This is a genomic window from Nostoc sp., assembly GCF_036919555.1.
In the GTDB taxonomy this organism is placed as follows: Bacteria; Cyanobacteriota; Cyanobacteriia; order Cyanobacteriales; family Nostocaceae; genus Nostoc.
The window spans coordinates 231,353-248,520 of sequence record NZ_JBALCS010000039.1; the positions used below are offsets into that span (position 1 = coordinate 231,353).

At 42.3% G+C, this 17,168-nt stretch carries 10 protein-coding genes and 4 pseudogenes; 12 read left to right on the forward strand and 2 right to left on the reverse strand.

What is annotated here, in order from left to right; all coding sequences use genetic code 11:
- Positions 1 to 158 precede the first annotated feature (158 nt).
- Positions 159 to 392, forward strand: a complete 234-nt coding sequence (locus V7K36_RS12025; RefSeq protein WP_196522570.1) for a hypothetical protein — start codon at positions 159 to 161, stop codon at positions 390 to 392.
- 505 nt (positions 393 to 897) lie between these two features.
- Here V7K36_RS12025 and cimA read toward each other — a convergent pair.
- Positions 898 to 2,547: a citramalate synthase gene (cimA, locus tag V7K36_RS12030; RefSeq protein ID WP_335115958.1), complete on the reverse strand. Its 1,650-nt coding sequence runs from the start codon at positions 2,545 to 2,547 to the stop codon at positions 898 to 900.
- Positions 2,548 to 2,622: 75 nt separating this feature from the next.
- Here cimA and V7K36_RS12035 point away from each other — a divergent pair.
- The 7 genes and pseudogenes from V7K36_RS12035 to V7K36_RS12065 form a co-directional block, all read left to right on the forward strand.
- Positions 2,623 to 2,784 (forward strand): annotated as a pseudogene (locus V7K36_RS12035) (2Fe-2S iron-sulfur cluster-binding protein); the annotation flags it as partial.
- 134 nt (positions 2,785 to 2,918) lie between these two features.
- Positions 2,919 to 3,109: pseudogene (locus V7K36_RS12040) on the forward strand (2Fe-2S iron-sulfur cluster-binding protein); the annotation flags it as partial.
- 17 nt (positions 3,110 to 3,126) lie between these two features.
- The gene (locus tag V7K36_RS12045) at positions 3,127 to 3,525 is read left to right on the forward strand and encodes a hypothetical protein (RefSeq protein ID WP_334829875.1); all 399 of its coding nucleotides are present in this window, start codon (positions 3,127 to 3,129) and stop codon (positions 3,523 to 3,525) included.
- Between the two features lie 91 nt (positions 3,526 to 3,616).
- Complete coding sequence (gene thiO, locus V7K36_RS12050; RefSeq protein WP_335115960.1) at positions 3,617 to 5,578, forward strand: glycine oxidase ThiO; 1,962 nt, start codon at positions 3,617 to 3,619, stop codon at positions 5,576 to 5,578.
- A gap of 193 nt (positions 5,579 to 5,771) precedes the next feature.
- The gene (psb34, locus tag V7K36_RS12055; RefSeq protein WP_335115962.1) at positions 5,772 to 5,951 is read left to right on the forward strand and encodes a photosystem II assembly protein Psb34; all 180 of its coding nucleotides are present in this window, start codon (positions 5,772 to 5,774) and stop codon (positions 5,949 to 5,951) included.
- A gap of 265 nt (positions 5,952 to 6,216) precedes the next feature.
- Positions 6,217 to 8,421: a tetratricopeptide repeat protein gene (locus tag V7K36_RS12060; protein WP_335116072.1), complete on the forward strand. Its 2,205-nt coding sequence runs from the start codon at positions 6,217 to 6,219 to the stop codon at positions 8,419 to 8,421.
- 304 nt (positions 8,422 to 8,725) lie between these two features.
- Positions 8,726 to 9,481, forward strand: coding sequence for a choice-of-anchor K domain-containing protein (locus V7K36_RS12065; RefSeq protein ID WP_335115964.1), 756 nt, complete (start codon positions 8,726 to 8,728; stop codon positions 9,479 to 9,481).
- A 142-nt stretch (positions 9,482 to 9,623) separates the two neighbouring features.
- Here the strand turns inward: V7K36_RS12065 and V7K36_RS12070 are convergent, their stop codons facing one another.
- Positions 9,624 to 9,821, reverse strand: a complete 198-nt coding sequence (locus V7K36_RS12070) for a hypothetical protein (RefSeq protein ID WP_335115966.1) — start codon at positions 9,819 to 9,821, stop codon at positions 9,624 to 9,626.
- A gap of 162 nt (positions 9,822 to 9,983) precedes the next feature.
- Here V7K36_RS12070 and V7K36_RS12075 point away from each other — a divergent pair, with 162 nt between their 5' ends.
- The 4 genes and pseudogenes from V7K36_RS12075 to V7K36_RS12090 form a co-directional block, all read left to right on the forward strand.
- Complete coding sequence (locus V7K36_RS12075; RefSeq protein ID WP_335115968.1) at positions 9,984 to 12,356, forward strand: NACHT domain-containing NTPase; 2,373 nt, start codon at positions 9,984 to 9,986, stop codon at positions 12,354 to 12,356.
- A 421-nt stretch (positions 12,357 to 12,777) separates the two neighbouring features.
- On the forward strand, positions 12,778 to 13,494 hold the full coding sequence (locus V7K36_RS12080) for a conjugal transfer protein TrbI (protein WP_335115970.1): 717 nt from the start codon (positions 12,778 to 12,780) through the stop codon (positions 13,492 to 13,494).
- Between the two features lie 1,384 nt (positions 13,495 to 14,878).
- Positions 14,879 to 15,316: pseudogene (locus V7K36_RS12085) on the forward strand (S-layer homology domain-containing protein); the annotation flags it as partial.
- An 18-nt stretch (positions 15,317 to 15,334) separates the two neighbouring features.
- A pseudogene (locus V7K36_RS12090) lies at positions 15,335 to 16,000 on the forward strand (S-layer homology domain-containing protein); the annotation flags it as partial.
- Positions 16,001 to 17,168 lie beyond the last annotated feature (1,168 nt).

The following is a 17,168-nucleotide window of genomic DNA, read 5'->3' on the forward strand; positions in this document are numbered from 1 at the left end:
TTTGCTGACATCTCCGTTCAATCTACTCACTAAGACAGATTTTATGAAGGCACAAAGTAAGGTAAACTCCGCCCTATTAGTTTCGTAAAGATTCAGTGAAGAAATTTTAAGAGTTTGTCAAAGTTATTGTTCATTTTGTATTTCTGTAAACCCACGCCATGAATTATCCTATTCCAGACAGTCCCCAAGAAATTGTTGCTCTACGACAACAGCCGATTGATGAAGAACTAGTTGCCAGTGCGATCGCTGGAGTAATTAAAATTGTCCGCGCTCAGGGTCAATCTTTGGAAGAATTAACCGCTCAGTTGCTAGCAGATGATCCACTGCTGGATCAGCAACAACGTCGCTGGTTGAGCCAATTAGTTGCCCAATCCTGGGAAAAGTTCTCCTAAAACCTTGGATAGGATGAAGTTTTTGTCGCAGGATTAGATTTCTAGGTCTGCACCTAAATATTAGCGATGCCTGGGTTGGACTGCGCCTACGCTTTTTAAGTATAGGAGTAACAATAATTGCCAGTATGGGATTGGCAATTGGGTTGTTATTTTTGCATTCATGGCACAGAAGCCACTAACTTAACCATATCAGCACTGGGCGCTAGTACCGCCGTGAATTCAAAATTCAGGCATTCAAAATTCAAACAGGTATACAGCGTAAGGGTTTCATTGATTTGGAATGGGTGGTTTATTTACGCCGTGCCGTACTAGTCAGGAAAAAGGCAAAAGGTAAAAGTAATTGTTTAAATATCCTATATTCAGTTTTCTGGCTTCTAAAAAATATTTGTAACGTTAATTGACCTTGAGCCACCATCGCACAAAAGTGTTGCACGATTATGGGAGGCGATCGCCTCCCATCTCAACGAAAAGCCTAAAATTTCATCACACTACATAGTGATTTTTGTCAACTAGAAGCTTTCAAAGCCGCTTCTGCTTGGGATTGCAACAACAAACCGTATTCCAATCCCTCCACTACAGCTTGATAGGAAGCCGCCAAAATATTGGTAGAAACTCCTACCGTCGTCCAGCGTTGACGACCATTGCCTGATTCCACCAACACACGGGTTTTTGCCGCAGTGCCCGTATGTCCGTTGAGAATCCGCACTTTGTAATCTGTCAAATCAAAGCTTGCTATTTGGGGATAAAAGTTCACCAAAGCCTTGCGTAAAGCTGCATCCAAAGCTGCCACTGGACCGTTACCTTCCGCCGCCTCCAAAATATTTTTCCCCTCAACAGCGACTTTGACTGTAGCTAGGGCATTACTAGTTTCCTTCCCCTCAATCAAGTCACAGTGGACTTGGAAACCTTTGACTTCAAAAAACTGCTGGCGACCTCCCAAAGCCTCGTGCATCAACAGTACAAAACTTGCCTCTGCTGCTTCAAATTGAAATCCTTCACTCTCCAAATCTTTGAGACGCTGGAGAATTTCCCTGGCCTCTGCCTTTTGCTGATCAAGTTCAATGCCAAAACTGCGGGCTTTGGCTAAAACATTGCTGAGTCCAGACTGTTCCGAAATCACGATGCGGCGAGAATTCCCGACTTGTTCCGGCTGAATGTGTTCGTAAGTTAGGGGATTACGTTCTACGGCTGATACATGAATACCGCCCTTGTGGGCAAAAGCCGAACGTCCCACAAAGGGGGCGTGTTCATCTGGCGCAAGGTTGACCACCTCACTGACAAAACGACTAGCTTCTGTAAGTTGTGTGAGCTGGTCTTCTGTGATACAACTGTAACCCGCCTTCAGTTGTAAATTGGGAATTAACGAACAGAGGTTAGCATTACCGCAACGTTCACCGTAACCATTAATTGTGCCCTGTACCATCTTTGCCCCTGCCATCACGGCGGCTATTGCGTTAGCAACCGCCATTTCCGAATCGTTATGAGTATGAATTCCAATTTGAGGGATTGGGGATTGATTAGATTTTTTCGCCATGCCCCATGCCTCAGTCACCTTTACCACATCTTGAACAATTTGGCTAATTTCGTGGGGTAAAGTGCCGCCATTGGTATCACAGAGGACTAGCCATTCAGCACCAGATGCGATCGCCGCCTCTAATGTCTGTAAAGCATAATCTCGATTGTGCTTATAGCCATCAAACCAATGTTCGGCATCGTAGATAATCCGACGCCCTTGAGAACGGAGATACTCAATTGTGTCGCTAATCATCGCCAAATTTTCTTCTAATGTCGTTTTGAGTCCGGTTGTAACGTGTAAATCCCAAGACTTGCCAAAAATCGTTACCCAGCGAGTTCCCGCAGCCAAAATATCCTGTAGCATCGGTTCAGTTGCGGCAGTGGTATTGGGGCGGCGAGTCGAACAGAAAGCCACAATTTCAGCTTGTTTGAGGGGATTTTCTTGGAGTTGCCAGAAAAATTGTACATCCTTGGGATTAGCACCAGGCCAACCGCCTTCAATGAAGGGAATTCCTAGTTGATCGAGTCTCTTGGCAATGCGTAACTTATCTTCTATCGATACTGATAGCCCCTCGCGCTGAGTGCCATCCCGTAGTGTAGTGTCATAGAGCCAAAGTTGAGGTGAGGAATTTTTGGTCATAAAACTGGGACCGACTATACAACTTTCGAGGCAATGTGTCAATATACAACAAAATGCCAGTTTGGCAATTTAAAAATGCCTAAAATACTAGCTCAAGGTAAAACAATTGAGTGCGGACAGAGAAGCAATCTCGGAAAAGTTTTGCTGCAAAATGGTATTCACCTCTACAATGACGGTGCTAAGGTAATAAACTGTCGCGGCATTGGCAGTTGCGGTACCTGTATGGTTAAGGTAGAGAAACTAGGACACTAGATATTAAACACGGCTTTGCTTTACCGTGTCTGGGCGCGGAAGGTTCTGGAGCCGACTCCACCCGATGAAACCTCAAATAAACGAAGGATGTCTAAGGATGTCAAGAGTTTATCTAGCAAGGCAAAGTATCAGCAGCGAATTGGCGTGATCGAGCACGGCATTCGCCTAAGGGCATTCGCTTCCTCCCCATTCTCCTACAACAGACCTATGTTTAGCCTATCAAACTCTAGTTTTAGGCGATGTGAAAGTGATAAAGTTTGATGGATTTTGGGGACAAGGTTCTCGAATAGTGTGGACACCAAAAGGTTAAAAAGGAGTTAAGACAAGATGGGTAGATGGACACCCTTAATTTTAATGGCTGGAGGTTTGGCCATTCTGCTTGGTACATTACTGGGCATTAACTTTCCAATGGGCGTACAAAGCGCTAACGCTCCTGGTGACAAAAAATCACAAGTCCTGCCAGCTAATATCAATGTTAATAGCAGTGCTGGCAGCAAGAATGATGAAACTGCAACTGAAGGAAACGAAACAACTCAAACAAACCAAACCAGACGCACTATTGTCGCCCCAAGACTTGACAAGAGAAGTAGCGTTGCCCAGAATCCTAGCGATGACTCAACATCACCTGCTGACAGTACAACAGACGGCAGTACAGATACTTCAGGAACAGACACGCCATCCAGCAATACAAATCAAGGCAACGAACCAATTCGCGCCTTGTGGTAACGATAGATCCGTCTTTAGTTACGAGTTTTAAGTTATAAGTTATGTACTAATGACTAATGACTAATGACCAATGACTAATGACCAATGACTAATGACTAGTGAGATTGTAATTATTGGTGGCGGCGTTATTGGTTTAGCGATCGCCATTGAACTAAAACTGCGCGGGACAGGTGTTACCGTGCTTTGTCGTGACTTCCAGGCTGCCGCTACCCACGCCGCCGCCGGGATGTTGGCACCAGATGCGGAAAACATCCCAAATGGGGCAATGCGTTCCTTGTGTTGGCGATCGCGTGCTTTATATCCCGACTGGACGCGCAAATTAGCAGAACTGACCGGCTTAAATACTGGCTACCGTCCCTGCGGTATCCTCGCACCCTTTTTTGAAGAGACAGGGGAGCTCTTAGCTGGGGGAGTAAGAGAAGAAAATTCCCCCTCGTCCCCGGCTTACTGGTTAAACAAAGAGGCAATTCATCAATATCAGCCAGGATTGGGAGCAGAGGTAGTTGGTGCTTGGTGGTATCCTGAAGACGCGCAAGTTGATAATAAGGCTCTAGCTCATGTATTGTGGACGGCGGCTGAGTCTGTTGGTGTTGAACTCAAAGACGGTATTACAGCAGAAGCGTTTTTACAGCAGCAAGGACAAGTGGTTGGCGTACAAACCAATGCTGGAATAATTCGCGCCGCGCACTATGTTTTAGCTTCAGGTGCTTGGTCAAATGAGTTATTACCACTACCCGTCCGCCCCAGAAAAGGACAAATGCTGAGTGTGCGGATACCGGAATATGTGCCAGAATTGCCCTTAAAGCGGGTTTTGTTCGGACAAGATATTTACATCGTACCAAGACGCGATCGCCTCGTTATTGGGGCAACAAGCGAAGACGTTGGCTTCATCCCCGACAACACCCCAGAAGGCATTCAAACATTATTACAAGCTGCCATCCGGCTATATCCCCAACTAAAGAATTATCCCATCCAGGAATTCTGGTGGGGATTTCGCCCAGCCACCCCTGATGAGTTACCCATCCTTGGCACAAGCCATTGTCAAAATTTAACCCTTGCTACTGGTCATTACCGCAACGGGATTCTACTTGCACCCGTAACAGCCGCATTGATTGCCGATTTCATCTTGCAACAAAAATCTGACCCCCTACTTGCTGATTTTCACTATTCGCGCTTCCAGTCCAAGCCATCTACCTCCACCCCAATGCTGACTCACTCTGCCAATTTCTCCAACGGGCATCATCCTGCTATATCTCCCCAACACTCCCCACTGATTATTGCTGGCAAAACCTTCCAATCTCGCTTGATGACGGGAACTGGCAAGTATCGCAGCATTGAGGAAATGCAGCAAAGCATCGCCGCCAGCGATTGCCAGATTGTCACCGTAGCAGTACGACGGGTACAAACCAAAGCTCCTGGACATGAAGGTTTAGCTGAAGCCTTAGATTGGACGAAAATTTGGATGTTACCCAATACCGCAGGTTGTCAAACTGCTGAAGAGGCGATTCGGGTGGCGCGTTTGGGGCGAGAAATGGCGAAATTGTTAGGACAGGAAGATAATAACTTCGTAAAGTTAGAAGTAATACCTGACCTTAAGTATTTACTCCCAGACCCGATTGGGACGCTGGAAGCAGCAGAACAACTAGTTAAAGAAGGCTTTGCAGTATTGCCCTATATCAACGCTGATCCCATGTTAGCCAAGCGCTTAGAAGATGTAGGTTGTGCGACAGTCATGCCTTTGGCATCGCCAATTGGATCTGGACAAGGGCTGAAAACAACTGCTAACATCCAAATCATCATCGAAAATGCAGGTGTGCCAGTGGTGGTAGATGCTGGTATTGGTTCACCCTCAGAAGCCGCCCAAGCAATGGAATTGGGAGCAGATGCCTTGTTGATTAATAGTGCGATCGCTCTTTCTCCAAACCCAGCAGCAATGGCTCGTGCCATGAATTTAGCAACAGTCGCCGGCCGTCTAGCATACCTTGCTGGTAGGATGCCCATCAAAGATTACGCCAGTCCTAGTTCTCCTATGACTGGGACGATTACTAGTTAGGAAATGGGGCATGGGGCATAGGGAATATACGGATAAGGAAGACAACAGAGACAATAGGAATACCCAATTCTCAATACCCAATTCTCAATGCCCAATGCCCAATCCCTAAATGTAACGATTTGTCTAGCAGTTTCAGAGCGGATTTAGCATTTATGTAACATTAAATGAACGATAAAGATAAAGGAATTAATTCATGCCCTATACCAATGAAGAAGGCGGCCTTTTAAATAATTTTGCCCGGGAACCAAAGATTTATCAAGCAGAACCTCCCACGGAAGGGCAAAAACGAACTTATCTTTTCTTAGGAATCGCCGCTACAGCTTTAGTTGCTGGCTTGGTTCTAGTCGCCTTCTTTGTTTCTAAGATTAGTTGAGCATAAAACATATTAATAAAATTTCATCTTTTATAGTTTAGTTTTTCAGGTTCCGATTTTAAGAGGGGCCTGCTTTTTTATTTTTTGCTAAAATTAAGTTAGCGATTAAAGTATAATTATATACTTTTTTATTTTTATAGACCTGAAGGCTCAATTTATCCTGAGCCGCATAACATCCACTTAAAAATCATTTTTATTATGAGTTTAACCCACTTGGATGCGCCTAGAAAGGTTATATCTACTGTGTTTTGGCTCTTTAGCCGCCATGAGCGTGAATGATACTGCACACAACGATAATTTTGCTTGGAATCGGCAAGTATACCAGCGCCTGAAACTTGCCCTAAGTCTTGGCTTACGACGACAACTTTTTTTAGCTGTATGTGATGATTTACACTTAAGAAACCAAGTAGCAGCCCGTTTGCATTCTACATTGGCTTATCCTGTTGGACAAGTGCTATATCAGTCATCAAATTCCCAGGAAAATAGCACTCCAGCTTATCCGCGATTAGTAACGTTGCGTTTGAATTTAAACGATCCCAATCCCATCGTTCAGATAAATCAATGGTTGGCAAATTATCCACCGCCAATTGTTGGAGCTTCAAAAGATACCCCAGGAAGACCTTTTCCAATACCAGCATTTCAGATTGTCGGCGTGGAGCAGCTAACTAAGCAACCAGTGGCAACACAACGGTTATTTTTGCACTACCTCCGCTTAAGCGAACAATATTTCTCTACACAAGAATCTAGCCGATTTCTAGAATCTAACTTGCTGCTGTGGATACCGCGTCCTTGGCTATCTGCTATCAAGCAATCAGCACCACAGTTTTGGCGTTGCCGTACTGGCCTATTTGCGTTTGCCGGAGAACCCACACCAGCGACTCAGAATTCGGGCTATCCAGAACGTTTTTCACGTTCTGGAAGCTTGGATTTAGGGAATGTTGAGCAGTCGATTCTAGATGAATCAGTTACCCAAGCAGAACTCAGAACCGCAGCCAGCGAGTTAAAGTTTGAAAATAATTCCGATTTTCTGGCAGAAACACAAGTACACGAAACTCAGGAAGCTTCGCCGTCAACAGTGGATTTATTGAAGACTGCGCCACAACAACAGGAATCTACTAATAGGTCTGCTAGTGGGACTAATAATCAATCGCTATCGTCTTTATCTCATATTAGTAGCGAGTTAACGGAGCTAGTAATCACAACAATCAACACAAATATTGCTCAAGATACAGAGAATTACTTACAACCGCAGCAGATTTTGTTGGAGATTGAAGAATTACACCAAAAGCAAGTTCCAGGGGAGGTACTGGCAGAAGCTTATCATCGCTTGGGCAGCTTATACCGCCTTCGCATTGAGCAAGGAGAGTCAACCCTAGAAAACCTGATGGTGGCAATTATTGCTTATCAGGAGGCAATTAGCTATGACGAAACCTCACCGCAACTCCCAGATATCTTAAATGATTTGGGTACACTCTACTGGATGCTATACCGCACACCACCGAATTCTGAGGAGGGACAAACTTATATAGAGCAGGCAATAGAATTTTATCAGTTGGCATTAAAGATGATTTCGCCCCAGACACATTCGGAAACTTACGCTCGTGTGCAAAATAATTTGGGGACGGCTTATGGTGATTTAGCTCGTTTTTCTCAGCCATCTGAAAATTGGCAGCAAGCAGTTTTAGCTTACAGTGAAGCACTCAGCTATCGTACAGCCGATATGGACTCTTTAAAGTATGCGGCTTGCCAGAATAATTTGGGTACTGCTTACTGGCATCTAGGGCAATACAATCAACCGATTGTGCATTTAAAGAAAGCGATCGCAGCTTACAACGAAGCACTTCTACACTACAACCCCGAAGAGGAACCGCTCAAATATGGCATGATTCAAAATAATATCGGTACTGCCTGCTGGAATCTGGCACAATACGAACAACCTGCCCAAAATCTCCAGCTAGCTATAGATGTTTATAGCGAAGCTCTCAAGTATCGCACTCCAGCTAATGTTCCCAGTGCCTGTGCTGCTACACAAAATAATCTGGGTACTGCCTACTGGCATCTAGCAAACTTATCTCAGACAACTAAAGAGGCACGGCAAAAGTATCTGCAACTATGTATCACCGCTTATGAAGAAGCTATAGCCTTGGCTCACTCACTTAGCGGTATTCCTTTAAGTTTTGATTTGTTTGCCTCTTATAATAATCTGGGACTAGCCCATTATCAGCTAGTAATAGATAAGTCTTTTAATGGCGACAAAGCAACAGGTTCTGAACACTTAGAAGTAGCATTAGATAACCATTTGCAAGCCTTAAACGGATTTAGTAAACAACCAGAGGCTTATCAAACAACCTTCACTTATGTAGTGAAAACTATTCGTGCTTTTCATAATGAATTAGGGATAGAGGGACAAAATCTGGCTTTATCTAAAGTTCCTAGTCAGTTGTTGCCAAAGATTTTGTCGAAGTTATAATGTAACCAGAAAATAGTAACTTGATATCAACTTGACAATTAATCAGGGAACCAACTAAGTAGCGATGTCTACGACGGGCTATTCGGTGTCGCAATTACTGTTTTACCAATTATAAAGTAGTGAAATATTTTAAAAATTCATAAAGTCAGATTCATAAATATAAATTCTTCATCAAGATATTTTTGTATATATAAATATTTTATAAAAAGTACAATAAAATATTGGCGTATTTTCCGTAAATTTACTAACGTAGACTGGAAACCTAATTGAGAGATGCTCCAGGATGAGAATTGAAACCTAAGTTATGAAACTAAGTTTGGTTTTTGCTACTGCTATATCTAGTTTTTTTGTGAGTGCGATCGCAGGATTTGGTTTCTCTGGTCAAGCAGATGCTCTCACTTTTTCTGGTATCTCTAGTGCTACATGGGGAGAACCTACTCCAGCAAGTATAGATACTGATCCCATATATACAGGTGTCGGAAGCAACACATTTAATTGGGGTGATTCTAATGTGTGTCCACCAAGTCCAAATACTCCTAGTGGGTGTACAATAACAGGCTCAAATAAACTAACCTTTAATGGAAGTTCATTTTCAACTGACATTAACTCTGAATTCAAAATAGCTGATTTAACTTACTTTAATGGAACGGTATTTCAAGGTACAAGCGTTGAATTTGTACCTTTAAATATCAATGTATCCTTCAGCCTTCCCACTGAAATCAGCGAAGTGTTTGACTTCAAGTTGCATCTAGTAAATACACTTAATGAAGCAACAGATCCTGAAAAAAGTGCAGACTTTGTATTTATAGACACAAATTTGAGTAATCACAGTTTTACCTTTGAAGGCAATAAATACACGCTTGAGCTAACTGGCTTTAATCCAGACGTTAGCCAAATAAGTATTAAGGCTCTTGAAGGAGCCACAACTACAACAGCTATTTATGCCAAAATCAAAGCCGTACCCGAACCTGCAACAGTCGCGGGTCTATTGCTGCTAGGGATATACGTAATATCTCGGAAAAAATTCGGCCACTTTGATGAAACACAAAGGCAGCGTTGATTGCTGCGATCGCATCAAAAATTTATAGAACTAAACCTTTTAAGGTAACTCGTAAAATCTCTTGAAAATTAAAACCCGCGCTGGCGGGTTTCGTTTTTATGGTTATGCGACTTCTAATCGTCAAGATATAATTCGAGTTTGGCTAGTTGCGATCGCGATCGGTTGACCTTGACCGAGGTATCAACAATCCAATATATGTACCGATAGCAAATTTTGTTAAATCGAGAAATGGAGGGCGACTCTTTTCGTCGATAACTGCAAGAGTTAGAGAACCAATGACCATAATCAGCGTTACAACAGCCAGCACTTCATCTCTTGAAGGAAATTTCTTGGATAACATTTACCGACTCCCAAATCATTTGAATCACTACATCCCTAGCTTTACAGGTGGATGGTTGTTGTAGGCTTAAATACAGGCTGGGCATATGAGTGACTTGTGTATGCGATGAGGATGAATTACGAAATTGGCAGTTAGAATCAGCAAAAGTGTAGTGGTTAGGTTATGTCCGGGCGATCGCTTTGCAGTTCTCCAGAAGGTATCCAAAAAGCAAAAAAAGCTTTGATCCGCTGTTCCTTAACTCAAAAGGCATTAGCTGAAGATTTAGAAGTAACTCGCCAGCCGATTGGAAAATTCTTTACAGGTAAGCCTGTTGACCGCAATCTCTTTGTCCAGATTTGCGACAGGCTAGACCTAGAGTGGGAAGAAATAGTTGCTGAACCAGCTAGTGAACCAGAGGTAAATCAAGACAACAGCATTGATATTAATGCGATCGTGCAAGAGGTACGCGAAAAGATAAAATCCCGCATCCAAGGACTTTGCGGCACAATGCGGGTGTTAGATATGACTCAACCCATTGGGCTGAATGACATTTACACCAGTGTCAATATATTAGAGAAAATCACTGGACAGCGGCGGTTAGGAATTGATGAATTATTACAACACTGTAGCAGTCAGGATTTTGACCTCTTTGGACTTAACAGAATTACTGAAAAACGACTGTCAGGGCTGGAAGCGGTTGAGAAATATTCCAAGCTGATGATTTTGGGTAAACCAGGAGCAGGTAAAACCACTTTTTTGAAGTATTTGGCGATTCAGTGTATTGGAGGTGAGTTTAAGGCTGAACGTGTACCTATTTTTGTCACCCTCAAAAACTTTGCGGAAGCTGCAAATAAACCTGGATTATTGCAACACATCACTGAAGATGCAATAAATCCTATCTCTTCTATCCGAGATGTACTAACTTATGGCAAGGCATTAGTTTTACTCGATGGGTTGGATGAGGTTAGAGAAGAGGATAGTAACCGTGTATTAAAGGAAATTCGTGAGTTTTCCGATCGTTTCCCAAAAAATCAGTTTGTCATGACCTGCCGGATTGCAGCACGAGAGTATACCTTTGAAAAGTTTACAGAGGTGGAAGTTGCTGATTTTGACGATTACCAAATTTTCAACTTTACCAATAACTGGTTTAAGGATAAAGCTGTAAAACCAGAAACTTTTATCAAACGTCTCAAAGAAAATAAGCGCATCAAAGAACTTGCTGCAAATCCGCTGCTGCTGACGTTACTTTGTTTAGCATTTGAAGAGTCAGGAGATTTTCCTGCAAATCGTTCTGAGTTATATAAAGAAGGACTAGATGCGTTATTGAAAAAATGGGATGCCAAGCGGGGGATTCAACGCGATCAGATTTATAAAAAGCTATCGGTTCAACGCAAAGAAGATTTACTCAGCAAAATGGCGTTGACTACCTTTAAGCGGGGTGACTATTTTTTCAAGCAGAAAGTGGCAGAACAATACATTACAGAATACATCCGCAATTTACCCGATGCTAATATTGACGAAGAAGCATTGCAACTTGATAGTGAGCAAGTTTTGCGTTCAATTGAACATCATCATGGATTAGTTGTAGCAAGGGCAAAAGGGATTTACTCATTTTCTCATCTCACATTTCATGAGTATTTCACAGCTAGAGAATTTGTGATTGTGAGACAATCATCAGAGGAAGCATTGCAAAATCTTGTTAGCCACATCACTGAAAAACGCTGGCGGGAAGTCTTTTTACTTGCGGTTGGAATGTCACCAAATGCAGATCGGTTATTGCTGTTGATCAAAGATAAAATTGATTTTACAGTAGCTGATGATCAGAGGTTACAGGAGTTTCTTCTGTGGGTAAAAGAAAAATCTCTTTCCGTTAAGTTTTCTTACAAACCAGCATCAGTTAGGGCTTTTTACCTTTCCCTCTCCCGAACCCTCGACCACCCCCTCAACCTCTCCCTCTCCTGCACTCTGGACCTTTCCCTCTCCTGCACTCTGGACCTTTCCCTCTCCCGAACCCTCAACCTCTACCTCTTCCGAACCCTCAGCCTCGACTTTTCTCTCTTCCAAACCCTCGACCTTGACCTCGACTTCTCCCTCTCCGGAACCCTCTCCAGAACCCTCGACCTCTTCTTCACACGAACTCTTCTCCTCAACCTAACCGTCAACCGAACCCTTGACCTCGATCGAACCCTCGACCGAACCCTTGACCGAACCCTTGACCGAACCCTCGACCTAAAACTCAAGAATTTGCTGCAAAAACTTCGAGAGCAACTACCAAGCATACAATACTGGCAAGAATCTGAGAAATGGTGGTTAGCTAATGGAAAGGCTTGGTGTGAAGAATTAAGACTAGTAATGATTAAACATCGTAATATCGGTCATGATTGGCAGTTCAGTAACGAGCAAAAAGAATTGCTTCAGCAGTATTATGATGCCAATAAATTACTGGTAGATTGCTTAAATAGCGATTGTTATGTCAGCCGTGAAATTCGGCAGCAAATAGAAGATACTTTGCTATTACCGATCGCAGAGATTAAACAGCGTCAGCAGCAATCTTAAATACACATATAGCAGATAGTTGATCTTTCAGTCCCACAGCTAAATCATTCGTTAAGAAACCGAAAATATTTCCCAAGTCCTAGCAAATAAATCTAGAATAGAAGCAAGAGTTTGCAGTCAGCCCATTCGCCTCTGTTCAGTGGTGTAGATATGTGAACTTAAACAAAGAAACAACTCTGGAAACTATTAGACTTATTTTGCGTCACGTCAGGATCTCACCCTCTATTTGCTGACGCACATTAGCATGATACAAATTCTGAGCAGCGATATCTCCGATGGGCGTAGCTGCAACAAATACTCCTCGTCGTATAAGCACCTTTACCTTCGGAATACGCCTATAGACAGGTTCAAAAACAATCAGAAACAAACTCAGTGAATCCCCGTCATTACATACATCACATACACAAAGGATAACCCTCTTATGAGTCGCCTACATCAATGGAAATTTGGAACTGCTGCACTTATGGCAATGACCGTTACTACAAGCGTCATTAGCCCCCTATTCAGCTTGGCTCCTGCTAATGCACAATATAGAATTGGGCAAGACAGAATTGGGCAATACGGAAACGCGACCATTCCTTCTGGGGTTTCTTTTCCTGTCACCTACGAAAAAGAAACAATTACTATCGCTCCTGGGGAAACTAAATCTCTAACCTTGAGAATAGCCAATAACATTATTGACAGAAATAGAAATGTCTTAATTCCTGCTGGTACTAAAGTAATTGGACAGCTAGAATCTGTTGACTTAGATAATAGTTATTCAAGAGATACAGATGATAACAAAGGAAAAGGTGTGCGGTTTGTAGCTCAAGAATTAGAATTTTCTAATGGTCAGCGTCAGTCTATTAATGCAACTTCTCGGACATACACCAGAACTGAAAGAGTTACACAGGGCCCCAGTACAAATCAGGTTTTAACTGACGCAGCTATTGGCGGGGGTGCTGGTCTTTTAGGTTCACTAATTACTGGCAACCACAGAATTGACGATTTAAAACCTGTTATCGGTGCGGGTGCGGGTGCAGGCGCGAGTATCTTGTTGCGGAAAAAACAAGTAAATGCTTTTGTCCTCAGACCTGCACAAGATTTAAGGCTCACACTGAATTCTAACTTGAATTTAGTACCACAATCCCGCTACTAAATTTAACTCAATTCAAATCGTGACTTTAATCACCCCTGATCGGCGATCGCCACTTTAACTATAGTGTGCGATCGCCTTCATTTTTAGCCCGAAAAAATCTATTTTCCAACAACTCTTGTATCTCTGTATCGTCTGACTTAATATCCATATTTATGGGAATACTTCTTTAATTGCACTATGGGCAAGCTAGAAAAGTCGGCTCTATTGTATTCTGTATTCAAAAGAGTATCAAAATTTATGAATATCTTGATATTTTGATTGAAGAGTGCAGAGAAAGGAGTATTTTCTGGTGGTAATTCAAGGTTTCAGTTTCAGCGCATATCTGGCAATTCCCGTGGCGTTAAGTCTTTTGGCTGAGGGAGAAAGGAAAAAAGCATCTTTACCTGAAAACGTCCGTCAGGTATCCACTAACAAGGAAATGATCCTATTCAGCCGCGAGCTAATCAGCAGTCAGGAGACTCCGAAAACATATTATGTTAGTGGTACTGGAAACGACGAAAATAGTGGAGTTTCTTCTTCATCCGCCTTTCGGACAATTCAAAAGGCAGCAGATATGACTAACCCTGGCGACACAGTATTAATTATGAACGGAGTATACACAAATTTACCCAAAGCTGGGAGTGTATTAAATATTAAACGTTCTGGAAATGGCAAAGCATGGATTAGTTATAAAGCATATCCTGGGCATTTCCCAAAAATTCAGCACAATACATGGCACGGTATCCTGGTTTCAAATGGAGCTTCATATATCGAGATAAATGGGCTGGAGGTCGTCGGGAACAATGCCAATGTAACCCTTGATTATGCGATGAGTCAGAAGACTAACAAAGCAAACCCACTGACGAACGGAAACTGCATAAGTATTGATGGACGAACCAATGGTTATGTTCATCACATCCGTATTCTAAACAACAAAGTGCATGACTGTGGAGGAGCAGGTATTTCAGCGATTCAATCGGACTATGTGACAGTAGATAATAACGTCGTGTTCGATAATGCCTGGTATAGCGTTTATGGTTGCAGTGGCATTTCGATGTTGAGCAATTGGGATTCTGACAACAACCAAGGATACAAGATGTTTGTTACGAACAACAAAACCTACAACAATCGCATGTACATCCCTTGGATTGTAGTCGGAAAGATCACAGACGGTAATGGCATTATTATCGATAGTTCCAGAAATGATAATAACCCCAAATTGGGTGCATATAAGGGACGTACTTTAGTAAAAAACAATCTTGCATTTTATAATGGTGGTTCAGGTATTCATGTATTTTTAAGCGAGCATGTTGATATTGTAAATAACACTGCGGTTTTAAATAATCAGAGTCCAGAAACTCAAGATGGTCAAATATATGCTCATACATCATCTGATGTCAGAATTATGAATAATATTCTCTATGCTTTTACTGGTAAAGATATTAATAGTAATATCAACAATCAAAACGTTATTTATGATTATAATATCTACCTCAATAGTTCTAAGATAAGTGTTAAAAGCCCTGACGATATTGTTGTAGACTCAGAGTTTTTAAGTAAGCATCCTACTCTAGAAAAAATATCTAGCGATTGGAAATCGTGGCTAGATAAACAAAATCTGCCAAAGCTGACTTATGTAGAGCCTAAGTTGGCAGCTTTTGTTTGTGAGCCAGTGACTTATCCTTTGCAAGGGAAACTCATCAAAGTGGGATGCTCCCCGCCATCTTTGGCTGAAACTACTTTTTCTGATGTTTCATCTAACTATTGGGTAGAACAATTTATTCAACAATTGTTACAGCTGGGTGTAATTGCCGGATTTCTTGATAGTAGCTTGGGCCCTGAAGAACGGGTGACTGATCGTTTGCAAGAGAAACTCATCAAAGTGGAATCCTCGCCGCAATCTTTAGCTCAAACGGCTGAAACTACTTTTTCTGATGTTTCATCTAACTATTGGGCAGCACCATTTATTCAACAATTGTCACAGCGAGATATAATCGCCGGATTTCCTGATGGTAGTTTCCGCCCTGAAGAATCGGTGACACGCGCTCAATTTGCCGCGATGGTCAACAAAGCTTTCCAAAAAGCACAGCAACGCCAGGCAATCAATTTTACTGATGTACCCAGCAACTATTGGGCATCCAGCGCCATTGGGCAAGCTTATACCATTGGTTTCTTATCAGGATATCCTGGAAATCGCTTTGAGCCTAACCAAGCTATTCCCCGCGAGCAGGTTTTGGTTTCCCTCGCTAACGGTTTGGCATATAGTTCCATCGGTAATACCGAAAGCACTCTGCAATATTTCAACGATGCCTCTAATATCGCTAGCTATGCCCGTAGCCCGATCGCCGCAGCAACTGAAAAGCAAATTGTGGTCAACTATCCGAATGTGAAGTTCCTGAATCCAACCGCAACTGCTACACGGGCACAGGTAGCAGCTTTTATTTACCAAGCATTGGTTAGTTCTAACCAAGTTTCAGCAATTAACTCGCCCTATGTCGTGGTTGTCGGGTCTACTACCCCAATACCTGGATCAGCAAATCGTGACTTTAATCACCCATGATCGGCGATCGCCACTTTAACTATAGTATGCGATCGCTTTCATTTTTAACCCGAAAAATTCTATTTTCCAGCAACTATTCTATCTCTGTATCGTCTGACTCGATATCGATATTTATGGGAATACTTATTTAATTGTGCTATGGGGGAGCTAGGAAAGTCGGCTCTATTGTAGTCTGTATCCAAAAAAGTATTCAAAATTCCTGAATATCCTGATATTTTTATTGAAGAGTACCGATAAAGGAGTATTTTATTGTGGTAATTCAAGGTTTAAGTTTCAGCGCATATCTGGCAATTCCCGTGGCGTTAAGTCTTTTGGCTGGGGGAGAAAGGATAAAAGGATCTTTAGTTGAAAACGTCCGTCAGGTATCCACTACCAGCCGCGAGCTAATCAGCACTAACACGACTCCGAAAACATACTATGTTAGTGGTACTGGAAACGACAAAAATAGTGGAGTTTCTGCTTCATCCGCCTTTCGGACAATTCAAAAGGCAGCAGATATGACTAACCCTGGCGACACAGTATTGATTATGAACGGAGTATACACAAATTTACCCAAAGCTGGGAGTGTATTAAATATTAAACGTTCTGGAAATGCCAAAGCATGGATTAGTTATAAAGCATATCCTGGGCATTTCCCAAAAATTCAGCACAATACATGGCACGGTGTCCTGATTTCAAATGGAGCTTCATATATCGAGATAAATGGATTGGAGGTCGTCGGGAATAATGCCAATGTAACCCTTGATTATGCGAGGAGTCAGAAGACTAACAAAGCAAACCCACTGACGAACGGAAACTGCATAAGCATTGATGGACGAACCAATGGTTATGTTCATCACATCCGTATTTTGAACAACAAAGTGCATGACTGTGGAGGAGGAGGTATCGCAGTGATTCAATCGGACTATGTGACAGTAGATCATAACGTGGTGTTCGATAATGCCTGGTACTCAGTCTATGGTAATAGTGGTATTTCGATGTTGAGCAATTGGAATTCTGACAAGAATCAGGGATACAAGATGTTTATTACCAACAACAAGACTTACAACAATCGCATGTACATCCCTTGGATTGCAGTCGGAAGGATCACAGATGGTAATGGCATTATTATCGATAGTTCCAGAAATGGTAATAA